14 protein-coding genes are annotated in these 17,160 nt (G+C 49.5%); 10 read left to right on the top strand and 4 right to left on the bottom strand.

All coding sequences use genetic code 11. The annotated features are described in order from the left end of the window. The first annotated feature begins 58 nt into the window (after positions 1-58). From ABJU74_RS03645 to ABJU74_RS03620, 6 genes are all read left to right on the top strand, one after another. Positions 59-511, top strand: coding sequence for a GatB/YqeY domain-containing protein (locus ABJU74_RS03645; RefSeq protein WP_348382758.1), 453 nt, complete (start codon positions 59-61; stop codon positions 509-511). A 10-nt stretch (positions 512-521) separates the two neighbouring features. Beyond that, positions 522-2,390, top strand: coding sequence for a DNA primase (dnaG, locus tag ABJU74_RS03640; RefSeq protein WP_348382757.1), 1,869 nt, complete (start codon positions 522-524; stop codon positions 2,388-2,390). 47 nt (positions 2,391-2,437) lie between these two features. Continuing rightward, entirely contained in the window at positions 2,438-4,462 is a 2,025-nt protein-coding gene (gene rpoD / locus ABJU74_RS03635) for an RNA polymerase sigma factor RpoD (RefSeq protein ID WP_348382756.1), read from the top strand. Positions 4,463-4,622: 160 nt separating this feature from the next. Beyond that, entirely contained in the window at positions 4,623-5,282 is a 660-nt protein-coding gene (locus ABJU74_RS03630) for a hypothetical protein (protein ID WP_348382755.1), read from the top strand. Positions 5,283-5,389: 107 nt separating this feature from the next. Beyond that, the gene (locus ABJU74_RS03625; protein ID WP_348382754.1) at positions 5,390-6,235 is read left to right on the top strand and encodes a MoxR family ATPase; all 846 of its coding nucleotides are present in this window, start codon (positions 5,390-5,392) and stop codon (positions 6,233-6,235) included. Positions 6,236-6,249: 14 nt separating this feature from the next. Continuing rightward, positions 6,250-7,434 (top strand): VWA domain-containing protein, encoded by a 1,185-nt coding sequence (locus ABJU74_RS03620; RefSeq protein WP_348382753.1) that lies wholly within the window; start codon positions 6,250-6,252, stop codon positions 7,432-7,434. Between the two features lie 2 nt (positions 7,435-7,436). Here the strand turns inward: ABJU74_RS03620 and ABJU74_RS03615 are convergent, their stop codons facing one another. The 3 genes from ABJU74_RS03615 to ABJU74_RS03605 form a co-directional block, all read right to left on the bottom strand. Further along, positions 7,437-7,739, bottom strand: a complete 303-nt coding sequence (locus tag ABJU74_RS03615; RefSeq protein ID WP_348382752.1) for a hypothetical protein — start codon at positions 7,737-7,739, stop codon at positions 7,437-7,439. An 81-nt stretch (positions 7,740-7,820) separates the two neighbouring features. Continuing rightward, the gene (locus tag ABJU74_RS03610; RefSeq protein WP_348382751.1) at positions 7,821-9,017 is read right to left on the bottom strand and encodes a DUF1343 domain-containing protein; all 1,197 of its coding nucleotides are present in this window, start codon (positions 9,015-9,017) and stop codon (positions 7,821-7,823) included. Then, positions 9,014-9,559 (bottom strand): DOMON-like domain-containing protein, encoded by a 546-nt coding sequence (locus ABJU74_RS03605; RefSeq protein WP_348382750.1) that lies wholly within the window; start codon positions 9,557-9,559, stop codon positions 9,014-9,016. Before ABJU74_RS03605 ends, ABJU74_RS03610 begins: the two co-directional genes overlap by 4 nt. Positions 9,560-9,597: 38 nt before the next feature. On the opposite strand from ABJU74_RS03605, the gene tyrS reads away from it, so the two are divergent. Together tyrS and ABJU74_RS03595 are read left to right on the top strand one after the other, a co-directional pair. Further along, on the top strand, positions 9,598-10,827 hold the full coding sequence (tyrS, locus tag ABJU74_RS03600; RefSeq protein WP_348382749.1) for a tyrosine--tRNA ligase: 1,230 nt from the start codon (positions 9,598-9,600) through the stop codon (positions 10,825-10,827). An 87-nt stretch (positions 10,828-10,914) separates the two neighbouring features. Next, on the top strand, positions 10,915-11,235 hold the full coding sequence (locus tag ABJU74_RS03595; protein ID WP_348382748.1) for a PilZ domain-containing protein: 321 nt from the start codon (positions 10,915-10,917) through the stop codon (positions 11,233-11,235). 7 nt (positions 11,236-11,242) lie between these two features. Here the strand turns inward: ABJU74_RS03595 and recG are convergent, their stop codons facing one another. Next, positions 11,243-13,297, bottom strand: a complete 2,055-nt coding sequence (gene recG, locus ABJU74_RS03590; protein WP_348382747.1) for an ATP-dependent DNA helicase RecG — start codon at positions 13,295-13,297, stop codon at positions 11,243-11,245. A 90-nt stretch (positions 13,298-13,387) separates the two neighbouring features. Here recG and ABJU74_RS03585 point away from each other — a divergent pair, with 90 nt between their 5' ends. Together ABJU74_RS03585 and mfd are read left to right on the top strand one after the other, a co-directional pair. Then, on the top strand, positions 13,388-13,654 hold the full coding sequence (locus ABJU74_RS03585; RefSeq protein ID WP_348382746.1) for a succinate dehydrogenase assembly factor 2: 267 nt from the start codon (positions 13,388-13,390) through the stop codon (positions 13,652-13,654). 74 nt (positions 13,655-13,728) lie between these two features. Beyond that, positions 13,729-17,154, top strand: a complete 3,426-nt coding sequence (gene mfd / locus ABJU74_RS03580; protein ID WP_348382745.1) for a transcription-repair coupling factor — start codon at positions 13,729-13,731, stop codon at positions 17,152-17,154. Positions 17,155-17,160: the final 6 nt, after the last annotated feature.

Here is a 17,160-nt window from a genome sequence, read left to right as displayed (position 1 = left end):
TGAAAAAAAATATGTTGCGGCTATATTGGTAGCTTATTCCAAAAATATGGGGAACGTTATGATTCGCGATGACGTGAAAGCGGCACAAATTGCGGCCATGAAGGCAGGCGACAAAGACAGGACCGCCGCGACACGCGCAATTTTGGCCAAGGTCAAAGACAAGGATATCGAGCTGCGCACAAAAGACAGTAGCCTCGATGATGACGTCATGGTCACTGATGTTCTGCAAAAAATGGCAAAACAACGACGCGAATCGATCGAAATGTTCGAATCAGGCGGGCGCGACGAATTGGCCAAAGGCGAAAAGATGGAATTGTCGGTCATTGAAGAATTTCTGCCTATGCAATTGGGCGAAGAGGAAACGGCCGCTTTGATTACAGGCATTAAAACCGAGCTTGGCGCTGAATCCATGAAGGATATGGGCCGTGTGATGGGCGAGTTAAAAGCCCGCCATGGCACCGAAATAGATATGAGTAAGGCGAGCGCCCTCGTAAAGGTCGCGCTCAGCTGATCCGAGGCCTATGACCCTTTCTCCGCAATGGCTTGATGAACTGCGCAGTCGGACGAGCTTGTCGACGCTGATCGGGCGGACTGTAAAAATTCAAAAGGCGGGGCGGGAATATAAAGCCTGCTGCCCTTTTCATAACGAAAAAACGCCAAGCTTCACCATTAATGATGAAAAAGGCTTTTATCATTGCTTTGGCTGCGGCGCACATGGCGATGCGATCCGATGGATGACCGATCAGCGTGGTCTCAGCTTCATGGACGCGGTAAAAGATCTTGCGGCAGAAGCTCAAATGGAAGTCCCTGCCCCCGATCCGCGGGCAGCACAGCGGCAAGAAGCACGGGCTAGCTTGCATGACGTCATGGCAGCAGCACAAGAATGGTTTGTCGCCCAGTTTAACGGAATTGAAGGCACAAAAGCGCGGGAATATCTTAAAAATCGGGGAATTTCAGACAAAACAATCCGCGAATTTGGATTTGGTTTTGCGCCGGATTCAAGAGGGCGCTTGAAAGATGCACTGACGTCGCACGGTATTGATCAGTTGGTTGAAGCCGGTCTGTTGATTAAAGTGGACGATCGCGATCCCTATGATCGTTTTCGCGGGCGATTAATGATTCCGATCCGCGATCCGCGCGGCCGGGTCATTGCCTTTGGCGGTAGAATCTTGGGGGATGGCGAACCAAAATATCTCAATTCCCCGGATACGCCTTTGTTTGACAAGGGCCGGACGCTGTATAATCTCGATAAGGCCTCCCCAGCTTCTCGACAAACCGGACGTATTCTTGTTGTTGAGGGGTATATGGATGCGATCGCATTGGCCCAGGCGGGATTTGAAGACGTGGTTGCTCCATTGGGAACGGCGCTGACCGAGCATCAGATTGAGCGTATATGGAAAATGGTCGAATCCCCCATATTATGCTTTGATGGAGATCGAGCGGGGCAAAAAGCAGCCATGCGCGGTGCTTTACGGGCGCTGCCAATCTTACGCCCGGCGCATAGTTTAAACTTTATTTCCTTGCCGCCCGGCAAAGACCCCGATGATTTAATCCGTTCAGAAGGCCCGCAAGCCTTTGCCGAACTGATCAATACGCCCCAAATGCTCGGTGATAAAATTTGGCAAGTCGAGTTTGAGGCAGAACCTTTAGGCACTCCTGAAGCCAAGGCAGGACTGAAGAAGCGTTTATCCGATCATGTCAGAGATATTGGCAATAGCGATATTGCTCAACATTATCGGCAGGATTTTCAGGAACGCTATGATGCAGCCTTTTTTACCAAACAAAATTATGGCTCCCAACCAAGACAATTTGGGCGGTCGCAAGATCGCTTTGCTTCGAAATATAAAAGTTTCAAACCGATGGACGATACAAAATCGGTATTAATTGACGGTCATGATCTGCGCATTGCCAAAGCCATTTTGGGAGGGCTTCTTCGACATCCGTCCCAGATTTCCAAGCATTTTGAAGAGTTAACGATATTGCGGCTCGCCGATTCGCAAATGCAATCCTTGCTTTCAGAGCTGATTGGCATCGCAATGCGTAAAGAAATGCTTGATATGCAGGGCCTTCTTACCATATTGGAACAGACAGATTGTTATAATGTCGCAAAAGGGCTGTTACGGGCCGATGCGCTGAATTTCATTTTCAACCGCAAACTGCCAGATGATGCCCCGTCAGATGTGATCGAACGGGCGCAAAATGATTTGGCAGAAGCGATTAAAGTGATAACCGCGCGCCCCGGACTGGAAGCGGCTCTGGCAGAAGCAACAAGGCGGGTACAAGATAATCTTGATGAAGAAAGCTATGCAGAGCAACAGAGGTTGCGCCAAGCAAAGCAGGATTTTCATGAACGGTTGGTTGAGCTGACACAAATTGACGATATCGCTTAATTTGTGAGAATTTTGAAGATTAGTTTTTAGAATAAGGGCCCTGAGAATTGGCAAGTAAAGCAAAAAAACCAGCGGCGACCGAAGATGCACCGCTTATCGATATGAACGAATCTGGCATTAAAAAGCTGCTCACGAAAGCGAAGAAGCGCGGTTATATAACTTATGACGAGTTGAATGAAGCCATGCCGCAGGACCAAATGTCCAGTGAGCAAATTGAAGATGTGATGTCCTCCATCTCCGATATGGGCGTCAAAATTGTCGAAAATGATGACGAAGCTGCCGAAGAGATGGGCAGCGACGAAGTCGAATCCATTGACGGCAAAGATAAGGACAAAAAATCCACCGCCGCAGCCGCACCCAAAAAAGCCGCTGGCGACCGGACGGACGATCCGGTTCGGATGTATTTGCGCGAAATGGGCGCGGTCGAGCTGCTCAGTCGCGAAGGCGAAATTGCAATTGCCAAACGGATTGAAGCAGGTCGTGACACGATGATTTGGGGCCTTTGCGAAAGCCCGACGACATTTAACGCGATTATCGAATGGTCAACCGCACTTAATGACGGTGAGATGCAATTGCGCGAGATTCTTGATCTCGATGCCATGCTTTCAAAAGACCCGGTTCCAGAAAATCTGGAAGATGACGATGATGATGACGGTGAAATTAGCGAAAAAACCGCTGGCCCCTCATTTAAAGATGATGATGAAGTCGAAGATGAGCCCGAAAAAGCCGAAGGCGAAGGCGATGATGAAGATGAATTGACCGAACGCCGGACCAAAAGGGTTGTTGAAGAGGAAGAAGAAGACAACACATTGTCGCTTGCACAAATGGAAGAAGCTTTAAAACCCGAAGCTTTGGAAAAATTTGCAACGATCACTTCTGTGTTCAAGAAATTCTCCAAATTGCAAAATACCCGTATGGAAGCCTTTTCTGTTGGTGATGATTTCCCAGCAGCGTCCGAGAAAAAATATCACAGCCTGCGCGAAGAACTGACGGCGTTGGTTGAAAGCGTGCAATTCCACGCCAATAAAATCGAGTTTCTGGTTGACCAGCTCTACTCGTTTAACCGCCGCTTGACTGCTTTGGGCGGACAAATGTTGCGCCTTGCAGAGCGCCATAAAGTCCCGCGCCGCGCGTTTCTAGAAGGCTATATCGGACACGAGCTTGACGATGGCTGGCTCGCCAGCATGGCGAAAACGGACAAGAAATGGGCGGCTTTTGCTGAAAAAGAAGCCGTATCGGTCGAGCGTATTCGCGCAGAAATTTCTGATATATCTGCGGCAACCGGAACATCTTTGGATGAATTCCGTCGGATTGTGAACATGGTCCAAAAAGGTGAGCGTGAAGCCCGTATCGCCAAAAAGGAAATGGTTGAAGCCAATCTTCGCCTGGTTATTTCAATCGCTAAAAAATACACCAATCGCGGTTTGCAATTTCTGGATCTGATCCAGGAAGGCAATATCGGTTTGATGAAAGCGGTTGATAAATTTGAATATCGCCGCGGTTATAAATTCTCAACTTATGCAACATGGTGGATCCGGCAGGCCATAACCCGCTCTATTGCAGATCAAGCGCGAACCATTCGTATTCCCGTGCACATGATCGAAACGATTAACAAACTGGTGCGGACATCACGGCAATTCCTGCATGAGCAAGGCCGAGAGCCGACACCGGAAGAAATGGCCGAACGGCTCTCCATGCCGCTTGAAAAAGTGCGTAAGGTGATGAAAATCGCGAAAGAGCCGATTAGTTTGGAAACACCAATTGGCGATGAAGAAGATTCGCATCTTGGTGATTTTATCGAAGACAAAAATGCAATAATTCCCGTGGACGCCGCCATCCAAGCCAATTTGAAAGAAACCGTGACGCGGGTTCTGGCCAGCCTGACACCGCGTGAAGAGCGGGTTTTGCGGATGCGTTTCGGCATAGGCATGAACACCGACCATACGCTGGAAGAAGTCGGTCAGCAATTTAGCGTGACGCGCGAACGGATTCGGCAAATTGAGGCGAAAGCTTTGCGGAAACTGAAACATCCAAGCCGCAGTCGCAAGATGCGGAGTTTCCTCGACCAATAAGCTGGATGTTAACCGGATCAAAAATTCTATGGTTTGCACTTACCTAACGCGGCGTAAACCGGGTCTTTAGGATTATGCGCTAGTGACGAGTTTCACTTTGTTTTGATGAGCGTTGAAACGCAAAGCAAAATGCCAGAAACTCTAACGTGATGTGAGCGCAATGCCTGAAACCAATTTGATTCCATCGACACGGCCCAGCTTGTTGGATCACGTCTCCTCTCACGGAACGCAATCCGCCAGCTATATGCAGCTCATTCGTGATGATTTTTCAACGCTGAGCGGTATTGATATTGCGGACATTGCTCATTTTCTGTGCGTTTTACACGGCCGCCATCCGGGCGTTGTCGACCATGCTGCCAATAAAACCGCTGACATGGAAGCGCGAGAATGGCTGGTCGAAGCAATGGATGGTTTCAGCGCCGAACGCGCCTTTTTGACCAAATTGACGGTTGCCGCAGGTCCAATTTCTGGTGTTCGCGCAGAAGACCAGAGCAATGCGACGGTTTTGGCGCAGCGCAAGGCGTTGGAAATGCTATCTCAATCGGATCGCAATGGATGTGCCCTCGGTGCTTCTTTTGCATTGGTTCTGGATTGGCAAGCGATTCGCCCTCTGCTGGAAAAAATCGCGATCAAACTCAGCGTCGAACCGCGCGAGCTTACATTGCCTTCTTCACAAGCCACGATAAGCCTGAATGCAGAACTGGCGCAATCCAGTGCGGTCGAAAGGGCGATTAACTTTGGTGTCGATCAAATTTTGACCCAACATCGCGGCTTATGGCAGCTTTTGGAAGCGCGCAGAAACGCTCGGAATGCAGGATAACATCCGCTCCGCAATCAATTGCATCTTAACTAAATGATTAACTTGCCTCAAAACGGCCTTTTCCCTATCTCTTCTCCATTGACGTTTACGGCAAGGGAAAATGGAATATGCGTTTTGACGGTACCAAAGATTATGTAGCAACCGACGATTTAAAAGTTGCAGTCAATGCTGCCGTAACGCTGCGTCGCCCCTTATTGGTGAAAGGCGAGCCTGGAACCGGTAAAACAGTGCTCGCACATGAAATTGCCAAAGCGACCGGCGCACCGCTGATTGAGTGGAATGTCAAATCGACAACCAAAGCACATCAAGGCTTATATGAATATGACGCGGTAGCCCGACTTCGGGACGGCCAGCTCGGCGATGAGCGAGTGCATGATATTTCCAACTATATCCGGCGGGGTAAACTCTGGGAAGCGTTTACCAGTGAACAATTGCCGGTGTTGCTAATCGATGAAATTGACAAAGCCGATATCGAATTTCCGAATGATCTGCTGCAAGAGTTGGATCGCATGGAATTTCATGTCTATGAAACCAAAGAAACCATCAAAGCGGCTGAACGCCCCATTGTTGTGATCACATCCAACAATGAAAAAGAGTTGCCCGATGCCTTTTTGCGTCGGTGTTTCTTTCACTATATTAAATTCCCCGATCGCGAAACGATGCAGGAAATCATCAATGTTCACTTCCCCGATATTCAAGGCGTTTTGGTCAAAAAAGCCATGGATATTTTCTATGATGTTCGCGATGTTCCCGGGCTAAAGAAAAAACCAAGCACATCAGAATTGCTGGACTGGTTGAAATTGCTTCTGGCCGAAGACATGCCACTAGATGTTCTGCAATCACAGGACCCCAGCAAAGCCATTCCACCACTTCACGGCGCTTTGCTGAAGAACGAGCAAGATGTCATGTTGTTTGAACGCTTGGCATTCATGGCGAAACGCGAAGCGCGTTAAACGGAGCGACACGGATGTTCTTTAACTTTATGGACGAATTGAGAGCGGCAGGAATTTCCGCGTCGCTCAAAGAACATCTCGTGCTGCTGGAAGCGCTCGACAAAGAAGTCATCCAACGCAGTCCGCTGGACTTTTACTATTTGTCTCGAGCGACTTTCGTTAAAGATGAAGGGCTTTTGGATCGTTTTGATCAAGTATTCTCAAAAGTTTTCAAAGGCATTGAAACAAATTATGGTACCCAGGAAGAAGATATCCCTCTCGACTGGCTCAAAGCCGTAGCCGAGAAATATCTCTCCGAAGAAGAAATGGAAAAAATAAAGGCGCTGGGCAGCTGGGACGAAATAATGGAGACGCTGAAAGAGCGGCTCGCTGAACAGGAAAAACGCCATGAAGGCGGCAATAAATGGATCGGCACGGGCGGAACTTCGCCTTATGGCAATAGCGGATATAATCCCGAAGGCGTGCGCATTGGTGGTGAAGGCGGCCAAAAAAAGGCCATCAAGGTCTGGGACAAACGGGAGTTTCAAAATCTCGATCACACCAAACAGTTAGGCACGCGCAATATCAAAGTTGCTTTGCGCCGATTACGACGCTTTGCCCGTGAAGGTTCAGCCGATGAGCTAGATATTGACAGCACAATAAACGGAACCGCCAAACAAGGATGGCTGGACATTCATATGCGCCCGGAGCGCCATAATGCCGTCAAACTCCTGCTTTTTCTCGATGTGGGCGGCTCGATGGATCCATTTGTCAAAATATGCGAAGAACTGTTCAGCGCCGCGAACAGCGAGTTTAAAAATCTCGAATTTTTCTATTTTCACAACTGCGTTTACGAAGGCGTGTGGAAAGACAATCGCCGGCGTTTTTCGGAACGAACCAACACGTGGGATATTCTGCACAAATATGGACATGACTATAAGCTGATTTTTGTCGGTGATGCGTCCATGAGCCCTTATGAAATCACCCATCCCGGCGGTTCAGTCGAACATTTTAACGAAGAAGCTGGCGTGACGTGGTTGCAGCGCATGACCAATACTTATCCCGCTACTGCGTGGCTAAATCCGGTACCGGAAAAACAATGGGGATATTCTCAGAGCGTTAAAATCGTCAAAGAATTGATGAATGATCGCATGTATCCACTGACGCTAGAAGGTTTGGGGGATGCGATGAAAGAATTAACCCGTAAACACGGAGCTTGAAGTCAGGTTTCAACCACCAACAAAGTCGTACCCTGATATTTATCTGCCTTTGAATCAAAGAGTTCAGACGGTTCGAAAGGTCGATCTTCCACTACAACATCTTTCAAACCCGACAATTTAAACGTTCCGATTTTCAATTCTCGTGGCGGTTTTCCATCGCGCTCTACGGTGACGGCATCGACATGCATTTCATCATGCCGGGTATAGAGTATATGCGGTGCAAGCGTAACTTGTCCCTTATTGTAAGTGGCCGTAACGCATTTTAACAAGGCGATGCCTTCGAAAAATTCTTTGTTCGCTAACATCGCTATAGAATATCAAAAACAATTTTTGACGCAATAGCTATGTTGCATTGCAGCATAAGCTTGGCAAAGTGGCTGTACTGATTAATAGATCAGATAATCTTTCAGCATTTGAGCCCACATTCTCTCACCAGGTGCGGTGATGGCTTCGAGATCATTGGCAATAGTCGAAGGACTTTCAATCCATTCGCGCAAACCAGGTCCACCATTTATAACATCAAAAGCAAGCTTGCCTTCCTCATATTCATAAGGAAAGTCGCGCCACAACTCATAACCAAAATATAATTTGCTAATGGCCTTGAGAGCCAAGGCCTGTAACCGCCACGGACGAAAAGCGCCGTGATCATAGGATGGTCCCTCGGCATGAATGTGCACGCCGTTGCACAGCATTCCAACATGTTTGTGAAAGGTGGGCTCAAACCAACATTCTCTCAAATAGCACCCGTTTAACCATTGCGGCGCCTTTTTGTGCATTTCCGCGATAATCGCCTTGGCATCAAGGTCCGGGGCACCAAAAATTTCCAGAGGTCGAGTGGTGCCGCGACCTTCAGACAAGGTCGTGCCTTCCAACATTACCGTGCCAGCATAAGCCCTTGCCATGGAAAGATTGGGAGCATTGGGACTGGGATTGATCCAAACGCGATCGGACGGCCAACCAAATCCATCTCCTTCCGGTTGCCACCCCTTCATTTCAATCACGTGGTAATCCACATCAAGATTGAAATAGCTGACAAACCAGCGTCCCATTTCTCCCAATGTCAGTCCGTGTCGCATCGGCATCGGCGCAGCCCCGACGAAGCTTTCCCACCCCTCTTCGAGCATCATACCTTCAATCGGACGGCCAGCGGGATTGGGCCGATCCAGGACCCAAACGGATTTGCCATGCTCCGCGGCGGCTTCTAGTATATAGCGCAAGGTCGTGATAAAAGTGTAGATCCGGCAACCCAAATCCTGAAGATCGACCAATATCACGTCAAAACTGTCCATCATTACTGGAGTGGGACGCCGGACTTCGCCATAGAGGCTGAACACCGGTATCCCTAGCACCGGATCATCATAATCGGCGGACTCAATCATATTGTCCTGCTTGTCCCCGCGCAGGCCATGTTGCGGTCCAAAAGCAGCGCTTAGATTCACGTCTTCACACTGAGCCAAGGCATCGAGCGAATGAGTGAAATTTTCTGTTACCGATGCGGGATGGGCTAATAGCGCAACCCTTCGACCAGAAAGCGGCCTGCGCAAATCCGGTTCAGCGAGAAGTCGATCAATTCCAAATTTCATAAATGCTCTGCTGCCTTCAGTTGATGTGTAAAGCAATCCCTGTGATGAAAATCAGGTTTCCCCGGCGGGTGATTTAACGCCCAAAAAGATTGCGTTCCGTCTTTTTCTGCAATGATCGCGGAAAAATTGGCTTGGAGTGTGCGCCTGCTCCAAATGGCGGGAAGCCTCAATTCCACGTTCAAAGTGAAATGAGCAAGGCTTTGATCCCTGGTAATCACGGGCGGTGTTGGCACCGTCATATCCTGCATATCTTTCCGATAATCCAGAAACTGATAAGCCGCCCATTGGCGCGAAGGCGAAAAGTTAAATTCGCAATATTCACCAGTGGACTGATCTTTAGCAAATAATTCAAAACAGCTTGTGCGCCATAAGTTATCACAGCGCTGTGGAAGAACCGGATCGGGTAATTGCCAAAGGTCCACATCACCTTCAGCTTGAAATTCGAGCCGCAACTGATCCGCTGTCTGCCAAATATAGCGCAGCGTAATCCCCGCGACTGAGCAATTTTCTATGGAACTATGGCACAGCAAGTCTAAACGCATATTGCGAGTTTCCTCTTCGGCATGTAACGCACCACCCCATGACCAATTATCAATCTGATCTTCTCCGCTTACTGAATGAACGCGGCTATATCCACCAATTAACGGATGCAGAAGGGCTCGATAAACTCGCAGCCACTGCAATCGTTCCTGGATATATCGGATTTGATGCAACCGCGCCGTCCCTCCATGTCGGCAGCCTGGTGCAAATCATGATGTTGCGCCGCATGCAACAATCAGGTCACAAACCCATTGTTGTCATGGGTGGCGGAACCACCAAAGTGGGCGATCCTTCCGGCAAAGACGAAAGCCGGAAAATGTTGAGCGCACAGGATATTGCCGACAATATTGCCAGCATTAAGCGGATTTTCGACAATTTTCTAAACTTTGGTGATGGTCCGACCGATGCCATAATCATCGATAATGCTGAATGGCTCGACGCTCTGCAATATGTCGATTTTTTGAGAGATATTGGTCCGCATTTCACGATCAACCGGATGATGACTTTTGATTCGGTCAAGCTGCGCCTTGATCGCGAACAACCCCTCACCTTTCTCGAGTTCAACTACATGATCTTGCAGGCCTATGACTTCCTCGAATTGTCGCGCCGCGCCGCCTGTCGCCTGCAACTGGGCGGGTCAGACCAATGGGGCAATATTGTCAATGGAATCGAGTTATCCCGCCGCATGGATGGGCAACAGCTTTACGGGCTGACTACCCCGTTAATTACCACCGCTGATGGCGGAAAAATGGGGAAAACCGCGAGCGGTGCCGTTTGGTTGAATGCGGATCAGCTATCCCCCTATGATTATTGGCAATTTTGGCGCAATACCCAGGATGCGGATGTTGGCAAATTCCTGAAATTATTTACTGATATCGATTTGGATGAAATTGCGCGACTCGAATCCTTGCAAGGGGCCGACATTAATGAAGCGAAAAAAATACTCGCCGATGCTGCCACTGCTATGGCGCACGGCCAAAATGCAGCGACCGATGCCGCCAATACCGCTGAACAGACGTTCGAACACGGCAACGCGGGAGGTGATCTACCGGTTTTCGAAGTGAACGAACAAGAAATTTCTATTCTCAACGCCTTGGTAAATATCGGTTTTTGCGCCTCTAAAGGCGAAGCCAAACGGATGGTTGCGGGCGGCGGTGCGCGCATTGATGATGAACAGATCAAGGATGCCGGCAGGATGATCACCCTGTCCGATTGCGATATCAAAATTTCGGCGGGTAAGAAAAAGCACGGTCTGTTGCGCCGCGCTTAATAATTGTGGTCTTTTGTGGCGCCGATTTACCTTTTGTTCGGAAAACTAAGTTAATGAAGGGTTTCATCAACTGACGGAGCGTTCCTCATGCCACGCGCATCGAATACACAAGTACCAGAATTACGCCGCGCAACACGCTTTCCTGTGGATTTCGACACGATTTGCGAAACCCGTAAGGATGGGGAATTTTCTGTCAAACTCAGTAATATTTCAGCGCATGGTTGTCAGTTTGTTCACGAGACTGAATTGAACAAGGGCGATCGAGTGGTCATCCGTTTACCGGTTGCAGGCCGGATTGAAGCCTTTCTGGTCTGGTCTCATAGTGGGCGGTCGGGGTTTGAATTTGAGCGCGTTATCCGCGAACCAGACTTTCTGGCTCTGCTCGATAAAATGGGACATTCCGCCTAAAATTGGATTATCCGCTGCGGATCAAACCGACGCCCCAGTCTCTTTCAAAAAGATACAGAGCGATTCGCGCCGCTTTCCCGCGGTCACTGCTCAGTCCGCCATCACGGTCGAGGAGCAACCGAGCATCATCTGTTGCCGTTCCGATTAGTTGCGTGATCTGATCCGGGGATGCAATCCGAAAGCCGGCATCGCCTGATTGCCGGGTTCCCAATAATTCACCAGCGCCACGCAATCGCAAATCCTCTTCGGCAATTTTAAACCCGTCATTGGTTTCCCTTAACAAGGATAAACGCGCCCTTGCGGTCTCACTCAAAGATTCTCCGCGCAGCAGAAGGCAATTGGATTTGACATCGCCGCGTCCGACGCGTCCGCGAAGCTGATGCAATTGCGCCAAGCCAAAGCGATCAGCGGCTTCAATAATCATCAAGCTTGCGTTGGGAACATCCACACCCACTTCGATAACAGTTGTCGCAACGAGCAAGCGGGTCTCGCCATTTTGAAACCGTTCCATCTCAGCGTCTTTTTCTGGACCTTTCATACGGCCGTGCACCAAACCGACCTGATCACCGAAACGCAATTTAAGCGATGCTGCGCGTTCTTCGGCTGCAGCAAGGTCGGTTTTCTCACTCTCTTCCACCAGTGGACAGACCCAATAAGCCTGCCCTCCGTTCGCCATGTGTCGCCCTAACCCATCAACCACTTCATGCAAGCGCGCATCTGCGATGACTCGGGTCTCAATCGCTTGGCGGCCGGGTGGGAGCTCATCGATACGCGATACATCCATTTCGCCATATTGGCTGAGCGTTAATGTCCGTGGAATAGGGGTTGCCGTCATTGCCAACAGATGCGGCGATTTTTCTGCCTTTTGCGTTAGCATAAGCCGCTGAGACACGCCAAATTTATGCTGCTCATCAATGACCGCCACCGCCAATTTTTGATAATGCACCTTTTCCTGAAAAATGGCATGAGTTCCAACCAGGATATGGATCGACCCATCGGCCAATCCCATCAGCGTGGATTCCCGAATTTTTCCTTTGTCGCGTCCGGTCAATATGGCGAGATTTACTGGCAAACCGGCCAATAATTTTTGTAGGCCTTCAAAATGCTGCCGCGCCAAAATTTCGGTCGGCGCAAGAAACGCGCCTTGATATCCGGCTTCTACAGCGTTCAACAACGCCATCAGGGCCACGAGCGTTTTACCCGACCCCACATCCCCTTGTAAGAGCCGCAACATCGGTGAAGATTGGGCCAAATCGCCGTCAATTTCAGAGATGCAACGCTTTTGGGCACCGGTCAGTTCAAAAGGTAGGTTGAGTTGACGGCGCAAATGGCCATCTCCTTCGATGGATACGCCTTTTTTCCCTCTATTGCTGGCACGCACCAACATGAAAGCGAGCTGATTGGCAAAAATCTCATCATAGGCGAGACGATCGACCGCTTTGCTCTCTTCTAGACCGTGCAAAGCATTGATGCTGTCTTGCCAACCGATCCAGTTTTTCGATTGCAACAAGCTGGGTTCAATCCATTCTGGCAATGTTGGCGCGAATTGCACAGCCTGCTCGATTAATTGCCCCATACGTTTATTACCCAACCCTTCCGACAGTGGATAAACCGGCTCAATCAGCGCGATATCCTTCTCTTCGGCTGGCTCCAGAACGTCGGGATGGAGCATTTGCAGCTCATCTCCATAGCGTTCCAATTTTCCAGATATGATTTTACGCTCACCCAGCGGCAGCAATTTCCGCGGCCAGCCTGTATTGCGACCAAAATAGGTCAGGCTGACTATGTTGCCTTCAGCGTCGGCGGCTTCGACACGAAATGGACTACGCGGTCCTCCGTTGCGATAATCCATTGGGGTAATTTCAGCAATTATCGTGAGACCGACATCCGCTTCATCCAGTTGCGAAACCCGTTTGCGTCGCATCCAATAGCTTGGTTGGTGATAAAGCAAATCTTTGACTCTTGTAAGGCGCAGCTTTTCAAGAGGTTTTGCGAGGGCCTTGCCCACACCTTTGAGGGATTGGGTTTCGCCAAATAATGGATTGAGAATCTCGGGCCGCATGTCTATCCGCCTTATACGCAAGCGAGATCACAATACCAGACACAGTCCGCAAACAGGCGGCGGACGGCATCTAATCAATCAGGAGCTCTTATGGAACGCGAAGTCAGGCTCAAAAGGCTCCATTTCCGCAGTTGGCATCGCGGAACCCGTGAAGCTGATAATATGATCGGGGGCTTTTTCGACAAATGGGGCGAGAGTTGGTCCAACGCAGAAATTGATTGGTTTGAAACTCTGCTGGAAGAAGAAGATGTTGATATCATGGCTTGGGCAATTGGGAAACAAACGCCTCCCGAACATTTTCAGACCGAACAAATGCAAGCCATGCAAAAGCTTGATTATTTTGACTTCACCAAATGAATATATTCCAGTCAATTCTAATGTAGAATCAATAAGTGCTTGATATAAATAATCTATTATCCTCAAGAAATTCAATGACGCTTGCCGGAGTAACCGCAGGCTATAAACCCTATTGTCTGGCCGACATCGCTGTCCGCTCAGAAAAAAGAACCATATTTATTGCCACCGATGATGCGGCAATGAGCGCCATTGCGGAAGCCGCGCGCTATTTTCAGCCTGAGCTTGAGATATTCGAATTTCCGGCCTGGGATTGCTTACCTTATGACCGGGCATCCCCTGCCCTGCACACCACTTCTGAACGGCTTTCTGCTTTGTCAAAGCTGGCGGCACCCCATGAAGGCGCCCAACTCGTGCTCACCACAGCCAATGCAGTGACACAGCGCGTTTTGGACCCAGACCGCATTGCCGAACTGGTAACGCGATTGGCGCCCGGAACGGTCATTGAACAAGAAAAGCTGATATCCTTTCTTTATGCCAATGGTTTTGTTCGAGTGGACACGGTTGCTGATAGTGGGGAATTTGCGGCGCGCGGAGGATTAATTGATCTTTTCCCACCAGGCTCAGAACTGCCTTTGCGCATCGACCTGTTCGGAGATGAGATAGAAACAATCAGGCAGTTTGATCCAGCAGACCAGCGGACCGTGGCCAAGATTGATGGCTTCGATCTGCTTCCCGTGTCAGAAATTTTATTAGATGAAGCCAGTATCACGCGCTTTCGCACCCGTTATCGCGACCTTTTTGGCGCAGTTGCAACCAGTGATCCGCTCTATCAATCTCTCTCCGAAGGGCGGCGCCTATCCGGCATGGAACATTGGCTTCCGCTGATCGAGCATCGCTTAGCCAGTTTTTTTGACTATCTGACTGAAGATGCGGTGATTATCCGGGACGCCGCAGTAACGGCAGCCGCAGATGCACAATTTTCATCGATCCAGGATTATTATAAAAATCGCCATGAGGCTGATGTCTCCAATTTGTCCAGCTATCGTCCGCTAGCACCAGACAAGCTCTATCTGACGCCTGAAGAATGGACGGAACAACAAAATGCGTGCCCCATCCACATCATCAGTGAATTTGATGAACCGGAATCATCATCTGTCCTGTCCCTCTCCGTCTCATCACCACGGGATTTTTCCCCCGAACGGGCGCGAAATGAGAATATCTACAAAGCACTGGCTGCACATCTGCAAATCTTGAATACGTCCGATACGAACGTGGTGATCGCCAGTTACAGCAAAGGATCGCGAGCTCGGCTATTTGATTTGCTAAAAGACCATGACGTCAAGACAGCCAAGCTTTGCGATGACTGGAAATCTTGTCAAGACCAGAAAACCGGCGTTGCTTTGACGGTACTGCCTCTGGCCTCCGGCTTTCGAACGGAGAGTTTAGCTCTTTTGACGGAGCAGGATATATTTGGTGATCGCCTTGTGCGAAAATCCAAACGTCGCAAAAGTGGAGATGCTTTCCTCGCTGAATTATCGGCATTGAGCCAAGGCGATCTTGTTGTGCATCTAGAACATGGAATAGGCCTTTACGAAGGCATAATATCCATTCCGGTAGGTGAAAGTCCTCACGATTGCGTTTCCCTTAAATATGCCGGTGGCGACAAGTTATTCGTGCCGGTTGAAAATATTGATGTGCTCAGTCGCTATGGGGAAGGCGGCGAAACGGTCGTATTGGATCGGCTTGGTGGCGAAGGATGGCAACGCCGAAAATCCAAGCTCAAGGAACGCATCAGAGCCATTGCACATGAATTGCTGAAAACCGCCGCAGCGCGTGCGCTTCAACCAGGTGCGCCAGCGCGCATCGAAGCCGCAGATATGGCCGGATTTGTTGATCGCTTTCCCTATCAAGAAACCGAGGATCAACAGCAAGCCATTGCCGAAGTTCTAGAAGACATGGCTGATGGTAAAGCCATGGACCGTTTGGTCTGCGGTGATGTTGGCTTTGGCAAAACAGAAGTGGCAATGCGCGCTGCCTTTGCCGCAGCTATGGCCGGCATGCAGGTGGCAATTATCGCCCCAACGACTTTGTTGGCCAGGCAGCATTTCACTAATTTTGAAGAGCGTTTCCGCCCTTTTCCACTAAACGTTGGGCGCCTGTCTCGTCTGGTGCCATCTGCAGAAGCGAAAAAAACCCGTGAAGGGCTGGCAAATGGTCAGATAGATATTGTCATTGGCACGCATGCCCTCTTAGCGAAAAGCATCGATTTCGAGCGCCTTGGACTCATCATCGTCGATGAAGAACAACGATTTGGTGTTACCCATAAAGAACGGCTGAAGGCGATGAAGGCCGATGTACATGTTCTCACTTTGACAGCCACACCAATTCCCAGAACCTTGCAAATGGCGATGACCGGATTGCGCGAACTATCGGTTATACAAACTCCACCGGTCGATCGTTTGGCCGTACGAACTTATGTTATGCCGTGGGATCCGGTACCGCTGCGCGAGGCGCTGTTGCGCGAACATTATCGTGGGGGGCAAAGTTTTATCGTTGTGCCGCGGATTGCCGATCTTCCCGAAATTGAAGAGTTTCTCAAAGAATATGCGCCTGAAATCACTTATGTCGTTGCGCACGGTCAAATGGCTCCCGTGCAAGTTGAAGAGCGCATGTCAGCCTTTTATGACAAAAAATATGATGTCCTTCTCGCCACAACAATCATTGAAAGTGGCTTGGATATCCCCAGCGCCAATACACTGATTATTCATCGTGCCGACCGGTTTGGGCTGGCGCAACTCTACCAATTGCGGGGACGGGTTGGCCGGTCAAAAACTCGAGCTTATGCCTATATGGTTACGCCCAAGGATCGGGTCATTACCGAGAAAGCCGAAAAACGCCTCAAAATTCTGGGGGACCTTGATAGCCTGGGCGCTGGTTTTGAGCTGGCCAGTCATGACTTGGATATCAGAGGTGCGGGCAATTTGCTGGGTGACGAGCAATCAGGGCACATCAGAGAGGTTGGCTTTGAACTCTACCAATCCATGCTCGAGGATGCGATTGTCGAGGCGAAAGCGAAAGGCGCAGGTCTCACCGCTGGACCTGAGAGTTTCTCTCCGCAGATTACTGTAGATGCACCGATTTTAATCCCGGAAAACTATGTGCCGGACCTGTCTCTGCGCATGGGTCTATATCGACGCATGAATGGATTAGAAAGCCATCAAGAAATACAGGCCTTTGCTGCAGAGATGATCGACCGGTTTGGTGAATTGCCGATTGAAACGGACAATTTGTTGAAATTAATGGAGATCAAACTCAATTGCGTTCAAGCGCATATTGCGAAAATTGAAATGGGCCCCCGCGGTGCATTGGTGAGTTTTCACAAAGACAAATTCCCCAATGTTCCTGGACTTCTCGCCTATGCCGATCGCCTGAAAGGGACCGCCAAAATTAGACCAGATAACAAGCTATTCATCGAGCGCCGATGGCGGGACCCGCGCTCGCGCCTCCATGGCCTGACACAGCTGAGCAACGGACTGTCCAAATTAGCGCAACAAAAATAGCAAATT

Source organism: Parasphingorhabdus sp., assembly GCF_039982415.1.
GTDB lineage: Bacteria > Pseudomonadota > Alphaproteobacteria > Sphingomonadales > Sphingomonadaceae > Parasphingorhabdus.
The sequence above is the reverse complement of the archived record's forward strand: the minus strand, read 5'-3'. Positions and strand labels throughout refer to the sequence as shown.